16 protein-coding genes are annotated in these 21,691 nt (G+C 63.8%); 8 read left to right on the top strand and 8 right to left on the bottom strand.

Going from position 1 to position 21,691, the window contains the following annotated elements:
• The first annotated feature begins 1 nt into the window (after window position 1).
• Window positions 2–2,029, top strand: coding sequence for an acetyl/propionyl/methylcrotonyl-CoA carboxylase subunit alpha (locus tag AC1POX_RS01220; RefSeq protein ID WP_372356653.1), 2,028 nt, complete (start codon window positions 2–4; stop codon window positions 2,027–2,029).
• 99 nt (window positions 2,030–2,128) lie between these two features.
• Entirely contained in the window at window positions 2,129–4,213 is a 2,085-nt protein-coding gene (locus tag AC1POX_RS01215) for a S9 family peptidase (protein WP_277574411.1), read from the top strand.
• Between the two features lie 229 nt (window positions 4,214–4,442).
• Here AC1POX_RS01215 and AC1POX_RS01210 read toward each other — a convergent pair whose 3' ends face one another.
• The gene (locus tag AC1POX_RS01210; protein ID WP_039417208.1) at window positions 4,443–5,603 is read right to left on the bottom strand and encodes a putative peptide maturation dehydrogenase; all 1,161 of its coding nucleotides are present in this window, start codon (window positions 5,601–5,603) and stop codon (window positions 4,443–4,445) included.
• 161 nt (window positions 5,604–5,764) lie between these two features.
• Between AC1POX_RS01210 and AC1POX_RS01205 the strand changes: the two genes are divergently transcribed.
• Window positions 5,765–6,064 carry an NHLP-related RiPP peptide gene (locus AC1POX_RS01205; RefSeq protein ID WP_008572251.1) on the top strand — a complete coding sequence of 100 codons (300 nt, stop codon included), beginning with the start codon at window positions 5,765–5,767 and terminating at the stop codon, window positions 6,062–6,064.
• Between the two features lie 27 nt (window positions 6,065–6,091).
• On the opposite strand, the gene AC1POX_RS01200 is transcribed toward AC1POX_RS01205, so the two are convergent.
• From AC1POX_RS01200 to aceB, 4 genes are all read right to left on the bottom strand, one after another.
• On the bottom strand, window positions 6,092–8,605 hold the full coding sequence (locus AC1POX_RS01200; RefSeq protein WP_372356652.1) for a putative peptide modification system cyclase: 2,514 nt from the start codon (window positions 8,603–8,605) through the stop codon (window positions 6,092–6,094).
• A 3-nt stretch (window positions 8,606–8,608) separates the two neighbouring features.
• Window positions 8,609–9,667 carry a GGDEF domain-containing protein gene (locus AC1POX_RS01195; protein ID WP_218502411.1) on the bottom strand — a complete coding sequence of 353 codons (1,059 nt, stop codon included), beginning with the start codon at window positions 9,665–9,667 and terminating at the stop codon, window positions 8,609–8,611.
• 300 nt (window positions 9,668–9,967) lie between these two features.
• Complete coding sequence (gene aceA, locus AC1POX_RS01190) at window positions 9,968–11,263, bottom strand: isocitrate lyase (protein WP_218496825.1); 1,296 nt, start codon at window positions 11,261–11,263, stop codon at window positions 9,968–9,970.
• A gap of 159 nt (window positions 11,264–11,422) precedes the next feature.
• Window positions 11,423–13,039 (bottom strand): malate synthase A, encoded by a 1,617-nt coding sequence (gene aceB, locus AC1POX_RS01185; RefSeq protein ID WP_008572247.1) that lies wholly within the window; start codon window positions 13,037–13,039, stop codon window positions 11,423–11,425.
• A 118-nt stretch (window positions 13,040–13,157) separates the two neighbouring features.
• Between aceB and AC1POX_RS01180 the strand changes: the two genes are divergently transcribed.
• The 4 genes from AC1POX_RS01180 (at window position 13,158) to AC1POX_RS01165 (ending at window position 17,021) form a co-directional block, all read left to right on the top strand.
• Complete coding sequence (locus AC1POX_RS01180) at window positions 13,158–14,114, top strand: LysR family transcriptional regulator (RefSeq protein WP_008572246.1); 957 nt, start codon at window positions 13,158–13,160, stop codon at window positions 14,112–14,114.
• A 355-nt stretch (window positions 14,115–14,469) separates the two neighbouring features.
• Window positions 14,470–15,732 carry a cation:proton antiporter gene (locus tag AC1POX_RS01175; protein WP_011345972.1) on the top strand — a complete coding sequence of 421 codons (1,263 nt, stop codon included), beginning with the start codon at window positions 14,470–14,472 and terminating at the stop codon, window positions 15,730–15,732.
• 144 nt (window positions 15,733–15,876) lie between these two features.
• Window positions 15,877–16,605 (top strand): helix-turn-helix domain-containing protein, encoded by a 729-nt coding sequence (locus AC1POX_RS01170; RefSeq protein WP_029818289.1) that lies wholly within the window; start codon window positions 15,877–15,879, stop codon window positions 16,603–16,605.
• Window positions 16,606–16,673: 68 nt separating this feature from the next.
• A complete protein-coding gene (locus AC1POX_RS01165; RefSeq protein ID WP_014089024.1) occupies window positions 16,674–17,021 on the top strand; it encodes a VOC family protein in 348 nt (115 codons plus the stop codon).
• Window positions 17,022–17,191: 170 nt separating this feature from the next.
• On the opposite strand, the gene AC1POX_RS01160 is transcribed toward AC1POX_RS01165, so the two are convergent.
• Together AC1POX_RS01160 and AC1POX_RS01155 are read right to left on the bottom strand one after the other, a co-directional pair.
• Window positions 17,192–17,824, bottom strand: coding sequence for a TetR/AcrR family transcriptional regulator (locus AC1POX_RS01160; RefSeq protein WP_014089023.1), 633 nt, complete (start codon window positions 17,822–17,824; stop codon window positions 17,192–17,194).
• Window positions 17,825–17,833: 9 nt separating this feature from the next.
• Complete coding sequence (locus tag AC1POX_RS01155) at window positions 17,834–18,055, bottom strand: hypothetical protein (protein ID WP_041469969.1); 222 nt, start codon at window positions 18,053–18,055, stop codon at window positions 17,834–17,836.
• On the opposite strand from AC1POX_RS01155, the gene AC1POX_RS01150 reads away from it, so the two are divergent.
• Window positions 18,054–19,109 carry an MBL fold metallo-hydrolase gene (locus AC1POX_RS01150; RefSeq protein ID WP_127166917.1) on the top strand — a complete coding sequence of 352 codons (1,056 nt, stop codon included), beginning with the start codon at window positions 18,054–18,056 and terminating at the stop codon, window positions 19,107–19,109. The two genes, AC1POX_RS01155 and AC1POX_RS01150, sit on opposite strands and share 2 nt — an antisense overlap.
• A 394-nt stretch (window positions 19,110–19,503) precedes the next feature.
• On the opposite strand, the gene dcp is transcribed toward AC1POX_RS01150, so the two are convergent.
• On the bottom strand, window positions 19,504–21,687 hold the full coding sequence (gene dcp, locus AC1POX_RS01145) for a peptidyl-dipeptidase Dcp (RefSeq protein ID WP_372356651.1): 2,184 nt from the start codon (window positions 21,685–21,687) through the stop codon (window positions 19,504–19,506).
• Between the last annotated feature and the right edge of the window lie 4 nt (window positions 21,688–21,691).

Here is a 21,691-nt window from a genome sequence, read left to right as displayed (position 1 = left end):
GATGACCCAGCGCGACCCTATCGCCGCAGCAACGCAAGCGCCCTTCGACAAGATCCTGATCGCCAATCGCGGCGAGATTGCCTGCCGGGTCATCGCCACCTGCCGCACCCTGGGCATTGCGACGGTGGCGGTGTATTCGGATGCAGACCGCAATGCACGGCATGTGCGCATGGCGGACGAGGCGGTGCACATCGGCGCCGCGCCCGCGCAGCAGAGCTATCTGCGGGGCGAAGCAATTCTGCAAGCGGCACGCGCCACCGGTGCGCAGGCGATCCATCCCGGTTATGGGTTCCTGTCGGAAAACGCGGCATTTGCCGAGGCTTGCGCACACGCTGGCATCGTCTTCATCGGCCCACCGGCGGCGGCGATCCGCGCGATGGGCGACAAGAGTGCGGCCAAGGCACTGATGCAACGGGCCGGCGTGCCGCTGACACCGGGCTACCACGGCGACGAGCAGGCACCGGCATTCCTGCGTGCGCAAGCCGACGCCATCGGCTACCCGGTGTTGATCAAGGCCAGTGCCGGCGGCGGCGGCAAGGGCATGCGTCGGGTGGATACCAGCGCGGCGTTCGAAGACGCGTTGGCGAGCTGCCAGCGTGAAGCGCAGTCGGCATTCGGCAATGCGCACGTGCTGGTGGAGAAATATGTCCAGCGGCCGCGGCATATCGAAATCCAGGTGTTCGGCGATACGCGTGGCGAGGTGGTGTACCTGTTCGAACGCGACTGCTCGGTGCAGCGCCGCCACCAGAAGGTGCTGGAAGAAGCGCCCGCACCGGGCATGAGCGAGGCCAGGCGCGCGGCGATGGGCAAGGCGGCGGTAGATGCGGCACAGGCGGTGGGCTACGTCGGTGCCGGCACGGTGGAATTCATCGCCGGCCCGGACGGCGATTTCTATTTCATGGAAATGAATACCCGTCTGCAGGTGGAGCACCCGGTGACCGAATTGATCACCGGCACCGACCTGGTCGAGTGGCAATTGCGGGTTGCCGCTGGCGCGCGCTTGCCGCGCAGGCAGCACGAGCTGCGCATCCACGGGCATGCACTGGAAGCGCGCCTGTACGCCGAAGATGCCGAGCGCGGTTTCCTGCCGTCCACCGGCACGCTGCGTCAGTTGCAAATGCCTGCTGCCAGCGCGCATGTGCGCGTCGATGCAGGCGTGGAGCAAGGCGACACCATCAGCCCGTACTACGACCCGATGATCGCCAAGCTGATCGTCTGGGATACCGATCGCACGGCTGCATTGGCCCGCATGCGCGCGGCATTGGCGCAATTCCACGCAGTAGGGGTCACCACCAACAGTGCATTTCTGTCGCGCCTGATCGCGACCGATTCGTTCGCATCGGCGAATCTGGACACCGCCTTGATCGAGCGCGAACACGCCGTGCTGTTTCCAGAGGCGCGCAGCCCCGACAACGCCTGGTGGTGCTTGGCAGCGGTGTTGATTGCCGATGCATTGCCGCCAGCGGCCGTTGATCCGGCCGATCCGCATTCGCCGTGGCAGCACGCGGACGGCTGGCGCATCGGTGCGCATGCAGCGCAGCGCATCGTCCTGGAAGCAAACGGCGAGCGCCGCCAACTCGCTGTGCGCCCGGATGCCGATGGCTGGCAAGTCACCGACGCAGGCCAGACGCATGCCGTGCGCTACCACCCGCACGAGACGGGCGTGCGGGTGGAGATGGACGGCCGGCAATGGCGTGCACAGGTGTTGCGCGACGGCGCCACGCTGATCCTGATCGGGGCCACGCAGCGGGCCGCCTTCCGTCACCACGATGCACTGGCAGAAGCCGACCAGCCCACCCAGGACACCGGCGGACTGACCGCACCGATGCCCGGCCGCATCGTGTCCCTGCCCGCAGCAGTGGGCCAGCCGGTCGCCCGTGGGCAGGCACTGGTGGTGCTGGAAGCGATGAAAATGGAGCACACCCTGCACGCGCCCAGCGATGGCACCGTGCAGGCGTACCTGGTGGCCGAAGGCGACCTGGTGAACGACGGTGCGGCGCTGGTGGAATTTGTGTCCGCGTCTGCGTAGCGGCGCATGGCAGGGTGACCAACGGCACGTTCGCCTGCACGCACGCTGCCGCTAGCGTGGCAAATCGGCCGGCCCGGCCGCCTTGCCACCGGAGTTCCCATGCAACGCCTGCTTCTTGTTTCCAGCATGCTGCTCGCGCTGTCTGCGTGCAGCGACAAACCTGCGCCCGCTCCCGAGAAAGCGGCAGCACCTGCACCGGCGGCAGCAGCGCCCGCAGCGCCGCCTGCGTTAATCACCCGCGATGCGCTGTTCGGCAATCCCGAGCGGGCCAATGTCAGCATCAGTCCGGACGGCAAGTACCTCAGCTGGGTGGCGCCGCTGGAGGGTGTGCTCAATGTCTGGGTGGCGCCGGTGGATGCGCCCGACCAGGCGCGTGCGATCACCAAGGACACCGCACGCGGCATTCGCAATTACTTCTGGACCTATCAACCCAATACCTTGCTGTATCTGCGCGACAACGGCGGCGATGAAGATTTCCACCTGTTTTCGGTCAATTTGGCTGACGGCAGCAGCAAGGATCTCACTCCGTTCAAGAAGACCAATGCCGAGGTGTATCGGGTCAGCGCACAACATCCCGAATCGATCATGGTCGGCATGAACGACCGCGATGCCAAGTGGCACGACCTGTACCGCGTGGACCTTGCCTCCGGCAAGCGCACGCTGGTGCAGAAGAACACCGACAGCCTGGATGCGTACCTGCTCGATGGCGACTACCAGCTGCGCTACGCCACGCGCGCGACAGACGATGCCGGCAGGGAGTTGCTGGTGCCCGATGGCAACCGCTGGAAGAGCGTGGACCGCATTCCGTTCGAGGACGTCACCAATACCGCGCCGGAGGGCCTGACCGAGGATGGCAAGACGCTGTACATGCAGGATTCGCGCAACCGCGACACCGCAGCGCTGTATGCCATCGACACGGCCAGCAACACACGCACGCTGCTGTTCGAAAACCCGCACGCCGACGTCGGCACCACCTTGAACGACCCCAAGACCGGGGCGGTGCAGGCGGTGTCCACCGACTACCTGCGCGAAGAATGGAAGCCGCTGGACAACGGCATTGCCGCGGATCTGCAGAAACTCAAATCCCTTGGCGGCGGCGATGCCAGCGTGGCCGCGCGCACGCTCGACGACCGCATTTGGATCGTGGGCTATTCCGCGGCAGAAACCCCGCTCACGTACTACCGCTACGATCGCGCCGATGGCGGCAAGCTGACCAAACTGTTCTCCGCACGACCCGCGCTGGAGGGCAAGCCACTGGTGCCGATGTGGCCACAGGAGCTGACCGCACGCGACGGCCTCAAGCTGATCAGCTACCTCACCCTGCCGGCCGAAGCCGATGCCAACCACGACGGCAAGGCCGACAAGCCGGTGCCGTTGGTGCTGTTCGTGCACGGCGGCCCGTGGGCGCGCGACAGCTACGGCTACGGGCCGTACGAGCAATGGTTGGCCAACCGCGGCTATGCGGTGTTGTCGGTGAACTTCCGTGGCTCCACCGGCTTCGGCAAGGCATTCACCAACGCCGGCAATGGCGAGTGGGCCGGCAAGATGCACGAGGACCTGCTCGACGCGGTGCAATGGGCGGTCAAGCAAGGCGTCACCAAACCGGACGAGGTCGCCATCATGGGGGGCAGCTACGGCGGCTATGCCACGCTGGTCGGCATGACGTTTACCCCGGACGCCTTCAAATGCGGCGTGGATATCGTGGGCCCGGCCAATCTCAACACCTTGCTCGGCACCGTGCCGCCGTATTGGGCCAGCTTCTACAAGCAGCTGACCCGGCGCATGGGCGACCCCGCCACCGAAGCCGGCAAGCAGTGGCTGACCGACCGCTCTCCGCTGACCCATGTCGACAAGATCAGCAAGCCGCTGTTGATCGGCCAGGGCGCCAACGACCCGCGCGTCAAGCAGGCCGAAAGCGACCAGATCGTCAACGCAATGAAGGCCAAGAACATTCCGGTCACCTACGTGCTGTTCCCCGACGAAGGCCACGGCTTCCGCCGCCCGGAAAACAGCAAGGCCTTCAACGCCGTGACCGAAAGCTTCCTGAGCCAGTGCCTGGGCGGCCGCGTGCAACCGATCGGTGCAGATCTGGAAGGCTCCAGCATCACCGTCCCGGAAGGCGCCGACAAGATCAACGGCCTGAGCGAGGCCTTGAAGACGCATACGCAGGCGATTCGGAAGTAAGCCTGCGCGGGACTTGCTTTAGCCGGGAAACGAAAGCCGACGGCACTCTGCCGTCGGCCTTCGCAGGTGCTACGAAACACCGGAGCGCGGCTCGGATTGTCAGTAAGCGGCGCCAGATACCGGCGGGTAAACCGGGTGTATCAAGGGCAGCTACCAATACGTCAACGGCACACGCTCGGACATAGCGAGAAAGCGAGCAAACTGACCTCACGCGATTGTCCGATACGTCTCAAGTCGCTGCGGACCAAATCGCACCCATAGGATCCAGCTCTGCCGTCACCATGGTCGTGGCGCGCCAGCCAAAGCCGCATACGGCGAGAACGCCTTGCGAAGTCGGGTCCAAACCAAGCGCGCGCTCAAGATGTTTTTCGTTCACCGCACCGGTGATAAACGCCCCCAAACCGAGGTCGGTTGCCGCCAGATACAGCGTCTGCGACAAGTGCCCGGCTTCCAACGCAACCACGCGATACCCTTTGGCATGCTGCCTGTATTTCCAGAAGGTTCGATCAAAGCGCGGCACCAAGGCAACCAGTACATGCGCGTCTGCGAACCAGTGTTGCTGTCCTACAGCCTGCATGACGAAGTCATCGGAGCACTCAAGACCTGACATACGCTCTAAGGCGTGACTATCTGCACGATAGTGGTAGACGCCAGATTCCAGATCTTGGACGTTCCTCACCAAAATGTATGCCTCGATAGGATGCAAGCCACCACCGGAAGGCACATTCTTTTTAAGAAAAACCAGGTCGTCGCCCACCTTTACCTTGGCATGAGCAGCGAACACCCGCTGCAACATGTGGGCGAACGTCGGTAGAGGAACGGGTCTGCTCTGATCGAAATTACGACAAGTGACACGCCGTCCCAGCAGGTCATCGAAATCGTTTGCGACCATGGGCGGCAGGCCGATGAGTGTTCGACGGTCATTTGCCGGCAACACTTCCGGAGGCGCAGGCCCCAAGACACGCCGCATTGCCACCGCTGTATCGGTGCCAGAATCCCGGGTGTTCTTGACCGCATCTACCCCATCCCATCGCGTAAATGCGTGCAGCACCGCGGCAAGCGGATGCCAGTGCGAGGCCCTCAGACGCGAATCGGCTTTAGCAAACCTGCTGCCTTGCGTTTGTTCCTCCAGCACCAGGCCCTGCGCGATCAAGCCGTCAAGCGCTTCACTCTCGTATGGCAAGCGGGTCGTCCAGTGCGAGGGACTAAGCTCACCCAGCAACGCCCGCTGAGCTTCTGACACGGCCACCGGGGCATCGAGATGCGGCGCGAGCGCAAACCACTGCATCGAATGGTCCAGCCCATTGCCGCCTCGTAGAAGACTGTCCAATGTGTAAGACACGGTCTCACGTGGCTCCAGCACGACAATTGCGCAACGCTTGACCAGCATCATCTTCTCCAGCGATCTGAGGTACACCGTGTGCAGATATTTCTGCTCCAGGGATAACGCCCCGCCGCTGCCTAACTTGAGCCAATGCCTGATACCGCTCAAGCCAGCCCCGTTAGAGCCGCTATGTGTTACTTCATCCCACTGAAGTGCCAGCGATGCCAATGCTGAAGCTTGAACCTGCTGTTGCAAGCAACCTGATCGATCTACTATCTACCGATGATGCCTTTCGTGCATTATTCGTCTCAGACACATTAGAGGCACTACGACAGGTTGGGCACATCGCCGCACCTGGCGACGACATCGAGGCATTCGTTCGCGATTGCGCATGCAATATCCAGTTGGCAGATAAGGATGTAATCGCAGGTGCGCGTGAGCAGATCAACACCATGCTGACGTCTGGGACCTCACACATCGTCCCTCAGCTGGATGCCGGTTACAACGGCGATAGGACGCTCAAATAAAGAACAGCTTTTTGGCACGCTGCAGGTTTACCCCTGCGTCTCTGCTATCCACGAATCTTCTGCTGTTCTCAGATCCACCAGATTGAGCGGCTGCAGACAGTATCCGCATTCGATCTCCGCGTAAGCCAAACCTCGATGCTGGCGGATCCAGTCGTGTTGAATCCGCGCATCTGCGTTACGCTGTCCAAGTTGGGCAGCGCGCATTGCCGTTGCCCTTGTCTGAAATCGCGACATCGAATCCAGATAGGGACTGAGCATGCGGAACGCATCGTCTGGCCGCTGCTCGGCTAATAGAATTTCCGCATCGACAACCGCACCCAGTTCCACCACCAAGCGGTTGGCGTAGGCCAGTGGCGCCACCTTGACCTGCTGCCGGACCCTAGCGGCACCTTGGGTATCGCCGGCGCGGGCCATGATGAGCGCGGCAGCCAATGCGGTGGACAGGTTGTCGATCCTATCGATTGGGACATCTGCGCCTAAATCCCGCAATGCCAACCTTGCCCCCTCTTCGGCGACCTTCGCGGCTTTTGGTCGCTGCCCGGAGGCAAGCAACGCAGTTGCTAGTGGGACGTAATAGTTGATCCGATCAGTTCCTCTCCTGTTAAATCCTGCGCTCAGTCCGACTTGGGCATGCGCGACCGCCGCGTGCAGATCCCCTTCATCAAGAGCGATAGTGGTTCGCGTGATGTCGGCATGGAAATTCGTCTTGTCGACTCGAGCAAGCGCATCGCGTGCGCCCGAGTAGTCACGCTTCGCAGCCGCGACAGCAGCCTGACGCAGCAGCGCGCCATTCCATCCTGATCCGACCGCCTTTCTCACTGCCTGATCGGCTTGGTCGTATTGACCAAGAGCCAGCAAGATACGCCCATACATATCGAGCGATACGCTGGAAAGATCGTACTTCCCCTGCGCCGAAGCACGCGCGTACGGCAGAGCGTCAGCGAACCGATTAGCGACGAACAAGTCCATCGCTGCGTTCGCTTGGGCAGGTGCATAGTCGGGATACAACTCCGCCATCTGTATCCAGGAATCGGCCGCCTGCGCTGGATCGAGAATCTGCACGCCCCAGCTTTTTACGTAAAGCGCCTCGCGCGGGGGGAGCCTGGACTTGAATTGCTCAGCAACTCTGAGCGTTTCGGTCGCCTTCTTGTAATCGACATTGGCAAAATGGGCGCGCACTTGACCAAGCCAGGCCAGCGCAAAGTGCGGATCGATATCGACTGCTTTCTGGAAGAAATCCAAAGCAGCACCGTATTTCCCTTCCGAGTATCGTTGTTGTCCTAGTGCATAAGCGCGCAACGCATCGAGACTAGATGTGGTGACATCCGGCAAGGCAGGACTGTTTTGTCGAATACTGTCACGGTTTTCGCCGAGCTGCGTCCTCAGTTCGCCCGTCACTGTATCAACAGCAGAAAGAATCGACGGATTTGAGCCGAATGCGGTACTTACAGCAACAGTCTGCTGAGTTTTCGGGTCGACCACTTCCACGACGAAACGTGTGCGCCCCCCAACGTAACCCACGGACGGAAGTAACACCGCTCTCGCGCCGGTGCGTAATGCGACATCCGACGCGTTCTTGCGGTCCAGCGGATCTTTGGTCGGATCTTTGCGCATCAGTGCTAACAGTTTCAGTGTTCTGTCTTCACTGAGAACGTTGACGTATCGCGATTGCTCCAGGCTGATCCGAAATGCCTGATCGAGTGCTCCGTCCAGCATCACGTCATTGGTGAGGTTGCGGACCGTCCCGACAACCACCCAGTCGCGTTCTGCAAACGCGAGCGCTGGTTGCGGCCGTGCAAAGAGCCAGATTGCGAAACCAATCCCCAGCACCACCCCCACCTCAGCCACCAACGCGGCCGGCCTGCGCCACAGCGGCACATCGCGCCAGGCTTTTGCCGAGTTCTTCGGCATGCGCAGGGGAGTCAGGCCGACTTCGCCGACTTCGTAGATCTCCATCGCGGTGGGCATGCCTTTGAAGCGCCAGCGCCCGTGCGATTTCCACAATAACCGGTCGGCGCGGTTGCCGAGTTCGCGTGCGGCGCGATGGGTCAACGACTCGGCTACCGCCGAGAGCAAGATCTGCCCCGGCCGTGCCATCGACATCAGGCGTGCGGCGGTGGGCTTGGCCAGCCCTTCGACTTCCAGCGGCTTGGCGCCGATGCTGATCGCTTCGTCGCTATTGCGCCAGGTCAGCACTTCGCCCACATGCAGGCCCTGGCGTGCACAGAGCGTGAGCGCATGCGCATCGCCCATCGTCTTGAGCCCGCGCGCGTAATCCAGCGCGAAACCCAGGCCATCGATGGGGCGATCGAACAGCAGCAGCAGCCCGTCGGAACGATCGATCAGGCGGCCGCGCCAGTGCTGCTGCAGCTTGACCACCAGGCGGTCGTGCTCGCGGAACAAGGCGGCTGCGGCGTTATCGCCGATACGTTCGACCAGCGCGGTCGAATCGCAGAGATCGGTCAACAGCAAGGTGCGCAGCCGCGGCGCCTGGATCGCTTCCGACGACGCGTCCTTGCGTGCGTGGGTGCGGCTGCTCATCGCTCAGCGGTGACCGGTGGCAGGCGGTTGATCCAGGGCCAGCGTCTCCTGCATGCACAGCACATTGCCGCCCTGCCGCTTGGCCTGGTACAAGGCGCTGTCGGCGAGCGTGTACCAGTCGTTCCAGGCCGCGTCCGCGTCGATCATGCACGAGCCTACGCTGACCGAGCAGCCTTGTTCGCCCTGGCCGTTGCACAGCCGCGCTTCCACCGCGCGCACGATGCATTCGCCGATGTGGTGCACCAGCTCGCTGGTGCCTTGTGCGACGAGCACGCAGAATTCGTCGCCGCCGAGACGGCAGGCCAGGTCGCCTTCGGCGATCACCGAACGCAGGGCATGGGCCACGTTCTGCAGCACGCGGTCGCCTGCCAGGTGACCGAACTCGTCGTTGATGCGCTTGAAACGGTCGCAGTCGATCAGGATCAGGCCCACACCCGGCACGTGGCCGGCCCGCCGGCATTCCTGCAGGTGCAACGCCAGCCCGCGCCGGTTGTGCAGGCCGGTGAGCTCGTCGGTCCGGCTCAGTTCTTCGGTGTGGTTGAGCTGGTGCGAGGTGACGTAGAGGTTGTCCAGCGCCGCTTCCAGATCGTGGTTGCGGCGGCGCAGCTGGCGGATCAGCAATTGTTCGTTGTTGACCACCCGCACGATGGAGCGGCGCAGGAAGTGCGCCACCATCGAGGGGTCCTGGTCGACCAGACGCTGGAAATCCTCGTGTGCCAGCTCGATCAGACGGCTGTCGGTGGAGGCGCTGGCGCCGGCGCTGCGCGCGTGATCGCCGATCAGCAGGCCGAGCTCGCCGAAGAATTCTCCCGGGCCCAGATGCTTGAGCATCAGGTCCTCGCCGAAATCCAGGTCGATCTGGCCGCTGACAACGATGTACATCTGCGTGCCCACCGCACCGCGCTCGAACAGCGACTGGCCCGCGGACACCTCGCGCGAACGGCCGAAACGGGCGAAAAACGCCAGTTCCTCGGCAGTCATCAGCGCATGCAGCCCATCGGGGACCGTTTTGGCAACGTTCCCTGTCGGCTCGAGTGCGCCTGCGGTGTTGTGGCACGTCATCGGTTTTCCCTTAGGCCAGCCTGCACCATTAGCCCATGGACAAATCCTACAGGACCCCCTTGTTCAGCACCAGATCACACTATTTCTCACCAAGAAAGAGACGAATTGACGGGTATCGGACGTAAAAAAAGGGCTCGGTTCTCCGAGCCCTTCCCCCTCCCAGGGTGGCGCAATGTGGCGCCGGTTGAATCTGCCTTGGTCGGCTATTGCTGTAGCAACAGCTGCATCAACTCAGCGCCAGGTGTCGCTGCACTGCATTGCCTCATGTACAGCCGCTGCCGTTTGAGGTGCCGCCAGCCATCAGGCCGCCTTGTCGCTATGGAATTGCGCTTCTTCGGTGGAGCCACGCAAGGCGGTGGTGGACGATTGCCCCTGCTGGATCGCCTGCGTCACTGCATCGAAATAACCGGTGCCTACTTCGCGCTGGTGCTTGACTGCGGTAAATCCCCTCTCCGCCGCCTCGAACTCGGCCTGCTGCAATTCGACGAACGCACTCATCTGCCGGCGCGCATAGCCGTGCGCCAGATGGAACATGCCGTAGTTCAAGGCGTGGAAGCCAGCCAGGGTGATGAACTGGAACTTGTAGCCATAGCTCGCCAGTTCGGTCTGGAATTTGGCGATGGTGGCATCGTCCAGATTCTTCTTCCAATTGAAACTCGGCGAGCAGTTGTAGGCCAGCAATTTGCCGGGGAACCTGGCATGGATGGCCTGCGCAAACGCACGCGCAAATTCCAGGTCCGGCTTGCCGGTTTCGCACCAGATCAGGTCGGCGTACGGGGCATAGGCCAAGCCGCGGCTGATCGCCTGGTCAAGGCCATTGCGGGTCTTGAAGAAGCCTTCGACCGTGCGCTCGCCAGTGGTGAACGGTTGGTCGTTGGCATCCACGTCGCTGGTGATCAGGTCGGCGGCTTCGGCGTCGGTGCGCGCAATCAGTACCGTCGGCACGCCCAGCACATCGGCGGCCAGGCGCGCGGCATTCAATTTTTCGATCGCCTCACGCGTGGGCACCAGCACCTTGCCGCCCATGTGGCCGCACTTCTTGACCGAGGCCAGTTGGTCTTCGAAATGCACGCCAGCCGCGCCGGCTTCGATCATCGCCTTCATCAGTTCGAAGGCGTTGAGCACGCCACCGAAACCGGCTTCGGCGTCGGCCACGATCGGCTGCAGGAAGTCGATGGCATCGTTGCCTTCGGCATGGTGCAACTGGTCGGCGCGCAGCAAGGTGTTGTTGATGCGCTTGACCACCGCCGGCACCGAATCGGCCGGGTACAGCGATTGGTCCGGATACATCTGCCCGGCCAGATTGGCGTCGGCGGCAACCTGCCAGCCGCTCAGGTAAATCGCCTTCAAGCCGGCCTTGACCTGCTGCATGGCCTGGTTGCCGGTCAATGCGCCCAGCGCATTGACGAACGGCGTGGCATGCAATGAGGTCCACAATTTTTCCGCGCCCAACCGCGCCAGCGAGTGCTCGACATGCACGGTGCCGCGCAGGCGCACCACATCGGCGGCGCTGTAATTGCGGGTGATGCCGCTCCAGCGCGGGTTGTTGGACCAGTCCTGCTGCAGTTGTTCGGCGCTTTGCAGTGTGGTGCTCATCTTGCGTTCTCCTGAGAGGTACGACGGATGGAACGAGGAAGGAATGGTGGGCATGCGGCATGGCAAGGCCGTCGTTGCGCGTGCGTGCGCAACGGGCGTTGGAATGCGTTGAAGTGGAGCCTGCGCGACGCCGGTGGCAGGCGTCGCCGCAGGGTGAAATCAATCGATCAGGCGGTACGCCGGTACGGTAAGGAAGTCCGCCAGTTCGTCGGCGCGGCTCAACTCTTCGAGTAAGGCGATCGCTTCATCGATCCGTGCAGCGCCGGGCAGCGCGGTGGCGGTTCCCAGCCGTGCAGGCAGTGCGCGCAAGGTGGCCTGCAGCAAGTGTTGATCGATGGCGGTGCCATCATCCAGGTGCTGGCCGTGATGCAACCACTGCCACAGCTGCGCGCGGCTGATTTCGGCCGTGGCGGCGTCTTCCATCAGGTGGTGGATCGGCACGCAGCCATTGCCGTCCAGCCAGGCCGCCAGATAGCGCACGCACACTTCGACATTGCCTTCGAACCCGGCGCGGGTGACATTGCCCGGCGAGGGCGCGATCAACATGTCGCGCGTCACCTGCACGTCATTGCGCACTACATGCTGCTGATGCGCGGTGGGCATGTGTTCGTCGAACAGTTTCATCGCCACCGGAATCAGCGCCGGATGCGCCACCCAGGTGCCATCGTGGCCGGCGGTCACTTCGCGCAACTTGTCGGCACGCACGCGGGCCATGGCCTGTTCGTTGGCGGCTTCATCGTGATTGATCGGAATCTGCGCGGCCATGCCGCCCATCGCATGCGCACCGCGGCGATGGCAGGTCTTGATCAACAGCTCCGAATAGGCCTTCAAAAATGGCTGGGTCATGGTGACCTGGCCGCGTTCGGGCAGCACGCGGTCGCGGTGCGCACGAAAGGTTTTCAGGTAGGAAAAGATATAGTCCCAACGCCCGCAGTTCAGGCCCACGATGCGCTCGCGCAGCGCGTGGAGAATTTCGTCCATCTCGAACACCGCCGGCAGCGTTTCGATCAGCACGGTGACCTTGATCTGCCCATGCGGCAGGCCCAGCATCGCTTCGATATGCGCCAGCGCGGTGTCCCACAGTGCGGCTTCTTCCATGCTCTGCAGCTTGGGCAGGTACAGGTACGGGCCGCGGTCCTTGGCCAGCAACGCACGGCCATTGTGGAAGGCAAACAGCGCCGCATCGAACAGGCCGCCGGCCAACGGCTGGCCGTCGATCAACACGTGCTTTTCGTCCAGGTGCCAGCCGCGCGGGCGCACGATCAGCACTGCACGTTCGGCCTCCGGGCGCAGGGCGTAGTGCTTGCCGTTGGGCGCATCGAAGCTGAGGTCACCGCGCACCGCCGCAGCCAGGGTGCGCTGGCCGGCCAGCAGGTTGCGCCAGGTCGGCGCGGTGGAATCTTCGAAGTCGGCCATGAACACCTTGGCGCCGGAGTTCAGCGCATTGATGACCATCTTCGGGTCGGTCGGGCCGGTGATTTCGACACGGCGGTCCTGCAGTGCCGCCGGCAGGGGAGCCACACGCCAATCGCCGGCACGGATGGCCTGGGTATCGGTACGGAAGTCCGGCAGCTGACCGGCATCGAAAGCGGCCTGGCGCTGGCGCCGCTGGGCCAGACGCTGCTGGCGGCCGGGCTCGATCGCCCGGTGCAGCGAAACCAGCAGGGCCAGCGCGGCGGCCGGCAGCAGCTCTGCCTGGCCGGCGATCTGGGTGGTCAGCGCAATGCCGGGCGTGGCGTGGTCGGTGGGACGGGGAGCAAACGCGGTGGCAGCCATGTGGGGGTCCTTGTGCATCCGGACCTGCACCGTGCGCCCGATACAATTATTTGACAAAGCAGTTTTATCAATGCTGTAAATAAGCTCGACTTATATTAGACCAGCGCAACGCACGCTCATGGCGCCAACCCCGCGATTTTCCTACAAATCTGATCGCCTCAAGCCTCTGCGCGCATTCTGCCAGACAGTGCGGCTGGGCTCTGTCTCACGGGCCGCTGAGGCGCTCTATGTCAGCCAGCCGGCCGTGACCCTGCAGCTGCAGGCACTGGAGCGTGATCTGGGCGTGCCGTTGTTCGAACGCTCCGGGCGACGCATGGCACCCAGCCGCGAAGGCCAGTTGCTGTACGACATGGCGCAACCGCTGGTGGAAAGCCTGGATGGGCTGGAAGCGAGCTTTCGCGAAAAGGTGCGCGGGCTGGATGCCGGCGAGCTCAATATCGCCGCCAACAGTTCCACCATCCTGTACCTGCTGCCGCGCATCGTGGCCAACTTCCGCGCGCGCCACCCGGACGTGCGGCTGACCCTGCACAACGCCATCAGCGCCGATGGCACCGACCTGCTGCGCGAAGATGAAGTGGATCTGGCGGTTGGCTCGATGCTGGATGTGCCGGCCGACCTCAACTACGCGCCGGTCTACCGTTTCGAGCAATTGCTCATCACCCCGCCCGATCATCCATTGGCCGGCAAGGCCGAGGTCTCGCTGCAGGATCTGTCGCCATATCCATTGATCCTGCCGCCGCGCCGGCAGGTGACCTACCGCCTGGTCGATCTGGTCTTTCAGCAGGCGCGCGTGCCCTACACCGTGGCACTGGAGGTGGGCGGCTGGGAGGTGATCAAGCAATACGTGGCGATGGGCATGGGTATTTCCATCGTCACCGCGATCTGCCTCACCGATGCCGACCGCGACAAGCTGGCCACGCGCTCGCTGAAGGATTTTTTCCCGACCCGCAGCTACGGCGTGGTGGTGCGCAAGGGCAAGTATCTGTCGCCGCAAGCACGCGCGTTTATCGAGCTGATTCAGCCGGATCTGTTCACGCCGCGTGGCTATGACGAGAGCGGCGATTCGGAGCGTTGAGTCGTTCGCGATGGCCCGGCGTCATCGTCTGGCATCGCGGCCATGCGAGCACGCGTCGCGCCATCCATCACGCACATCCGCCGGAAGACGCTGGATCAAGCGCGCCAAACGTGTGTGCCATGCAGCAATGCGAGCGAACGCGACAAGATGCCGTGACCTACATCGGACCATCTATCCCTCACGTCAGGACGCATTGCCTGCGCGCGTTGATCGCCAACCTGATCGCAGCGCGTCGCCATGCATACACTAAGCGCCGGCATGCCGCGCATCGCCGTGTCGTCGGTTGGGGGGGGAACTTGCCGATGCCCTGCAGGACGCGCGGCTGAGCCGACTCAACCACTGGAATGCTCACGCGATGAATCCGACCACGTTGTTGCTGGTGCAGTTGGCAGTGATCCTGGGCGCTGCGCGCCTGTGCGGTGCGTTGTTGCAACGCATTGGGCAGCCGCCGGTCATCGGCGAAATGGCGGCCGGGTTGTTGCTCGGTCCGATCGCATTCGGTGCCTGGCTGCCCGACCTGCACATGGCGTTGTTCGCCGCCAGAAGCCTGCCGCCGCTGTCCGGCCTGGCCACGATGGGCGTGGTGCTTTTCATGTTCGTGGTCGGTGTCGAATTGCGTGCGCCGGAAGGCACCAAGGCGCAAGTGCGCGCCTCGATCCTGGTGGGCGTGTCCGGCATCGTGTTGCCGCTGCTGCTCGGACTGGCTGCCGCGCCGTGGCTGTTCCCGCGCTTCGCACCGCAAGGCGTCAGCTTCTGGCCATTCGCGCTGTTCATTGCCGCGGCGATGTCGGTAACGGCATTTCCGGTGCTGGCGCGCATCCTCAAGGACCGCAACATGACGCGGACGCCCGCCGGCCGCCTGGCGCTGGGCGCGGCCGTGATCGACGACGCCACGGTATGGATCTTCCTGGCGATCGTGCTGACCTTGACCGGCAACAACGCGCATGGCGGCGTGGCGTTCACGGCCATCGGTGCGTTGGTCTTGATCGCCGCCGTGTTCGGTGTGCTCAAGCCTGCCTATGCGCGCGTGCTGCGCGCACGCGCGCATGACGGCCGGTATGCACCGAGCGCGCTGGTATGGGTCTTGATCGGTCTGCTGGCGTGCGCCGCGCTGGCGGAGTGGATCGGGCTGCATGCGATCTTCGGTGCATTCCTGTTCGGCATTTGCCTGCCGCGCGATGACCGCCTGCTGGAACATCTGGCCGGGCGTATCGAGCCGCTGGCCATCACCCTGCTGATGCCGGTGCTGTTTGCGGTTGCCGGTCAAGCCACCAGCCCTGGCGCATTCGCCGGCGCCGGCCTGAGCGGACTTGTGCTGGTGATCGGGGTGGCGGTGGGCGGCAAGTTGCTCGGCTGCACGCTGGGTGCGCGCCTGAGCGGCCATCACTGGCGCGACAGTCTTACCGTGGGCTCGCTGATGAACGCACGCGGGCTGATGGAGTTGGTGGTGATCAAGATCGGCCTGGATAGCGGCGTGATCGGGCCGGATCTGTTTACGCTGTTGTTCGGCATGACGCTGGTGACCACGGTCATGGCCTCGCCGATGGTGGCCTGGTTCCAGCGCAAACGGCACGCAGCAGCCGATGCGCTGGCCGCAAGCAATTCACCTCACGGATGAGGGCGCGATGGTGCTGCGGTGCCGCGTCAGGCCCGATACCGTGCATGCAACTGGGCTGCCGTGCAGTGCATGCCATTGAATCATGGCGCGCTCCACGTTGCGGCACTGCACACGCCCGCATCCGCTCTCACGCAGAGTGCCGTCATGTCCGACCCAGCTGAGCCGTGTTATGCCGAAAGCGCGGCACCGCCTGCGTTACGCGCGCAGCTGCAGTGCAGCTGGCAATTTCGCCAGGGCAGTCACGCGCCGCAACCGGTGCTGGTGTTGCCCGATGGCAGCGTCGATCTGATCTGGAATGGCAGCGAAGTATTCGTCGCCGGGCCGGATCGCATTGCCAATCCCGCATCGGTGGCGGCAGGCACGACGTTGACCGGTGTCCGTCTGGCAGCGGGCGTGGCAGCCGGTCTGCTGCAGCTGCCGTTACACGCCATTGCCGACCAACGCGTTGCGCTGGAAACGCTGTGGGGCGAGCGGGGCCGCACATGGCAGCATCGCCTGGAAGACGGCGCCGACCCGTTACAGACCTTGCAGGCACTGTGCCAACAGCACGCCGCAGCGCGCGATCCGCAGATGGCTTGGCTGTTCGAACAACTGACCGTCGGCGCGCCGACCCGGCTAAGCGCGTTGACCGACGCGTTGGGAATCAGCGAGCGCTCGCTGCGCCGCCGCTGTCAGGACGCGTTCGGCTATGGCAGCAAGACGCTGGAGCGCGTCTTGCGCCTGCAGCGCTTCCTTCGGATCGTGCGAAGGCACCGCAACTTGACCGAGGCCGCGCTGCATGCAGGCTACGGCGATGCGCCGCATCTGGTGCGCGATGCACGTCAACTCACAGGGCTGAGTCCGCGCGCACTGGTGCAGCAGCATGCACGCTGAGTTGGCCGTTTTCGCCAAGCCACCGGCGTGCGCCATCTGCATGCTGTGCACTCGCTCAGGAGCACGCCATGATCGACACCACGCAGCACCGCATCGATTATCTGGAATTTGCCGTCGACTCGATCGCCGTCGCCAAAGCTTTTTATGGGCAGGCCTTCGGCTGGACATTTCAGGACTACGGCCCTGACTACTGCGAATTCCGCGACGGCCGCCTGAGCGGCGGTTTCTTCCACGGCACGCCGCAACCGGGTGGCGCGCTGGTGGTGCTCGCCTCCGATGATCTGGCGCGCAGCCAGGCGCGTATCGAAGCGGCAGGTGGACGCATCACCCAACCGGTGTTCGCGTTCCCGGGCGGGCGCCGTTTTCACTTTGCCGACCCGCACGGCTATCCCTTGGCAGTGTGGTCGAAAGACTAAGCGCAGCTGCCAAAACGGCTGCGCGCGCCGCCAGGCGGCGCGGCCGGTGCGCGAAATCGGGGCACGTCCCACTCGTCCGCTGCGTCTGTGCGTGCGCCGGCTGCGCTCACCTGACGAATACTCGCTACGCTTTGTTACTCCAGGAGCGCAAATGAACGGACTGCCCGCGCTCATTTGCGCGCGTACAGCCCCAGGAACATCGCCACCGCCGATTCGGCCACCTGCGTCTGTTGCTGCGGCGACAGCGGCGGCTGGCCCATGGTGATCTGCGGCCAGAACGCAAAGCCCTTCACCAGCGCCTGCAACTGCTGCGCGGCGAATTCAGGCTCCACGCCTGCCAGCCGGCCATCGGCCAGTGCGGCACGCAGCCAGGTGGTGGTGCCCTCTTCCTTGCTGCCCAGCTGCGACAACAATTCGCGCGCACGCGCCGGCGAGTGGATGCCTTCGGCGATGGCCACGCGCGACAGATCGATGAACGCCGGGTCGTCCAACAGCCGCAGTTTCTGTTGCAGCAGGGCGATCAACTGCAGGTGCAGCGGTTGGTCGGGCCGATAGGCCAGGTTCACCGCCTCGGCGCTGCGTTGCCACAGTCCGCGCAAGATCTCGCCAAACAAGGCGTCCTTGCTGGGGAAGTGGTTGTAGACCGTGCGTTTGGAAACGCCGGCGGTGGCGGCCACGCGGTCCATGCTGGTCGCTTCGAAGCCGTGCTGCCGGAATTGGGCAATGGCGGCCTCCACGATGGCGTTGCGCTTGCGGTCGGTCAGGCGCTGGGGCGTGGCCGGAGGGGAAGATGCGGTCGACATGGGGCGATTTTACACCCGGCAGTTTACTTTCACGAAAATAAAACTACACTGTGTAGTGTAATCAGTGCTGGTGCGCTGTGCGGTTGTCACCCCGCCGCCGTTGGTCTGTAGGAAGCTGCCTGTACGCCCGTCCATGCCGATCCTGACGCCAGGTCCACCCAGTGCTTGCTGCATCGCCGTTGCCTGATCGCTCGTCCTTCTGCTCTCCCACGTCTTGCCCGGACTTCCTATGGCTTCCCCACGCCCTTCCCCGTATGTCGATTCGCCGCAGTTTCGCGCTGGCCGCTTCCGTAATGCGATGCCGTTGCCGACCACCGTCATGACCCTGCGCGAGCAGCTCGGCCTGATGTGGGCCATGGTATTCGGCAAGCCCCGCACCACGGTGCCCTCCGCGCCCTTGCCGGTGCAGCCGCTGACACGCGCGCAACTGCTGGCCGCACCGGATCGCAGCCTGTACCGGCTAGGCCATTCCACCCTGCTGATGAAGCTGGCGGGCGGGCTGTGGCTGACCGACCCGGTGTTTTCCAAACGCGCCTCGCCGGTGCCGTTCGCCGGACCCAAGCGCTTCCACGCCCCGCCGATTGCGCTGGACGCGCTGCCGCCGCTGGCTGGGGTGATCCTGTCGCATGACCACTACGACCATCTCGACCGCGCCACCATCGGTGCGCTGGCCGACCGTGTCGGCGTGTTTGTCGCCCCGTTGGGCGTGGGCGACCTGCTGGTGCGCTGGGGCGTAGACCCGGCCAAGGTGCGGCAGCTGGATTGGTGGGAGTCGATCAGCGTTGCCGGCCTGCAGCTCACCGCCACCCCGTCGCAACATTTTTCCGGCCGCGGGCTGTTCGACAATGGACGCACGCTGTGGTGTTCCTGGGTGATCCAGGCAGGTGACCTGCGTTTGTTCTTCAGCGGCGACGGCGGCTATGGCCCGCACTTCAAGACCATCGGCGAGCAGCTCGGGCCGTTCGATGTGGCATTGATCGAAAACGGCGCCTACGACCACATGTGGCCGCACGTGCACATGCAGCCGGAGCAGAGCCTGCAGGCGTTCATCGACGTCGGCGGCCGTAGCCTGCTGCCGATCCACAACGGCACCTTCGACCTGGCCATGCACGCGTGGCAGGAGCCGCTGGACCGGATCGTGGCGCTGGCCGACGCTGCTGGTGTCGCACTGATCACCCCGTGCATGGGCGAGCGCGTGGACTTGAATGCCCCCGGCAACCGCGTGCGTTGGTGGCGGCAGGACGCTGCGGCTACTGCGTCGGATGGAGTGGTGGCAACGCCGTAAATGGCCGGCTGCGGGGCCGGCGTGGGTGGCGGGTGTGGCTACGCCATGGTGCGCGTGATGCTTGTCGACGCCCTGGTGACCGCGTGCACAGCGTGACGCAAAGATCGGCAAGGTCGGTCTCTTCGACATCGCGAGTGCCACTGCCACGTGTCTCGATCTGCGCGTCTCGCACTGCAGCGGCAGGCATGCGGATACGACCGGCATGACGTGGCACGTACCCGGGCACGGTGCGTTAAAAACTGAATGCTGATCCTGAAAGCGGCAATACCGTCATGTAGCGCGTACATGCGCACAAACAAAAAACGGGATGGCACGTGGCCATCCCGTCTTGATTGCTCAGCACTGGCCAGGCATGCATGCCTTCGCATGCAAACATCGCCTACGCAGCACACGCTTACTCGGTCAATCCACGGTTTTCCAGCAGCGCCTTGACGCTGGGGTCCTTGCCGCGGAAATCGCGATACAGCGTGGCCAGATCGACGGTGTTGCCGCGCGAGAGGATCTTGGCGCGGAAGGTGTCGCCGTTCTTGCGGGTCAGGCCGCCGTTTTCCTTGAACCATTCGAACGCATCGTCGTCGAGCACTTCCGACCAGAAGTACGCGTAGTACCCGGCCGAATAACCGCCGCCCCAGATGTGGTCGAAGTAGCTGCTGCGATAACGCGGCGGCACTTCGGCCAGATCCACCTTGAAGCGCTTCAAGGCGTCGGCTTCGAACTTGCTCACGTCCTGCAGCGGCGCGTCGGCCGGCTGGGTGTGCCAGGCCAGATCCAGCAGCGCCGCCGACAGGTATTCGGTGGTGGCGTAGCCGCTGTTGAAGGTCTTGGCCTTCTTGATCTTTTCCACCAGCTCGGCCGGCATCGGCGCGCCGGTCTGGTAGTGCTTGGCGTAGTGGGCGAAGACCTTCGGATCGGAGGCCCAGTGCTCGTTGAACTGCGAGGGGAATTCCACGAAGTCGCGCGAGGTGCTGGTGCCGGCAATCGAGGGATACTTCACCTTGGAGAACATGCCGTGCAGCGCATGGCCGAACTCATGGAACAAGGTGGTGACGTCGTCAAAGCTCAGCAACGCCGGCTGGCCGGCGGCCGGCTTGGTGAAGTTGCACACGTTGTAGACCACCGGCTTGGCACCGGTAAGGCCGTCCTGCTCGACGAACACGTCCATCCACGCGCCACCGGACTTGCTGTCGCGCTTGAAGTAGTCGGTGTAGAACAGCGCCATGGAAGTGCCGTCGGCATCGAACACCTCATACACCTTCATGTCCGCGTGATAGGTCGGGATGTCGGTGCGCTGCTTGAAGGTGATGCCGTACAACTGCGTGGCCGCGTAGAAGACGCCGTTCTGCAGCACGTTGTCCAGCTCGAAATACGGCTTGATCTGCGCCTCGTCCAGGTCGTACTTGGCCTTGCGCACCTGCTCGGCGTAGAAGTCCCAATCGGACGCGGCGAGCTTGAAATCGCCGGTCTTTGCATCAGCACTCTGCGTGTCGATCACCTTCTGCATCTCGGCCACTTCGCGGCGCGCCTTGGCGGTGGCGGCCGGCACGGTGTCGGTCAGCAGCTTGAGCGCAGCATCCGGCGTCTTGGCCATCTGGTCGCCCAGGCTGTAGGCGGCGTAGTTGTCGAAGCCGAGCAACTTGGCCTTTTGCGCGCGCAGCTGCGCCAGGCGCTGGATGGTCTGGCGGGTGTCGTTGGCATCGCCCTTTTCTGCGCGCGTTTCAGAGGCCTTCAACACCTCGGCACGCAGCTGGCGATCCTTCAGCGAGGCCAGCACCGGCTGCTGGGTGGTGTTCTGCAGGGTGAGCAGATACTTGCCATCGAGCTTGCGGGCCTTGGCGGCATCGGCCGCGGCGGCGATATCGCCTTCGCTCAGGCCATCGAGCTTGGCCTTGTCGTCCACCACCACCGCGCCGGCGGCCGAGGCGGCGACCAGGCGGGTATGGAACTGCGTGGAGAGGGTGGTTTCTTCCACGTTGAGCTTGCGCAGGCTGTCCTTGTCGGCATCGGACAACTGCGCGCCGGCGCGTACCAGCTCTTCGTAGTCGCGCTCGACCAGACGCTTCTGCTCCGGGTCCAGATTCAGCGTGTCGCGCTGGTCGTAAATGGTTTTGACGCGTGCGAAGAGTTTGGGGTCCAGATTGATCTCGTCCTGATGCGCGGCCAGCTTGGGCGCGATCTCTTCCTGGATTTTCTGGCGTGCGTCGCTGGTATCGGCCTGCACCAGCCCGAAGAAGATGCGCGACACGCGCGTAAGCGTTTCGCCACCACGCTCCATCGCTTCGATGGTGTTGTCGAAGGTGGGCGCTTCCGGGTTATCGGCGATCTTGCGGATGTCGGCCAGATGCTGGCGCATGCCTTCTTCGAACGCCGGCAGGTAATCGGCGTCCTTGATCTTGTCGAACGGCGGCGCCTGGAACGGCAGCGTGCTGGCAGTCAGCAAGGGGTTGGATGCAGCATCCGCGGCCGGGGCCGGGGCGGTTTTCTCGGGCACGGTGGTGGACTCCTGGCCGGACGACTCTTTTCCAGAACAAGCAGCCAGTGCCAAGGTGATGGCAGCGGCCAGAACGACGGTACGCGACATGGCG

The sequence above is a fragment of the Xanthomonas sp. NCPPB 3442 genome (assembly GCF_056725145.1).
Note: the sequence above shows the minus strand (reverse complement) of the source record. Positions and strands in the feature narration are given on the sequence as shown.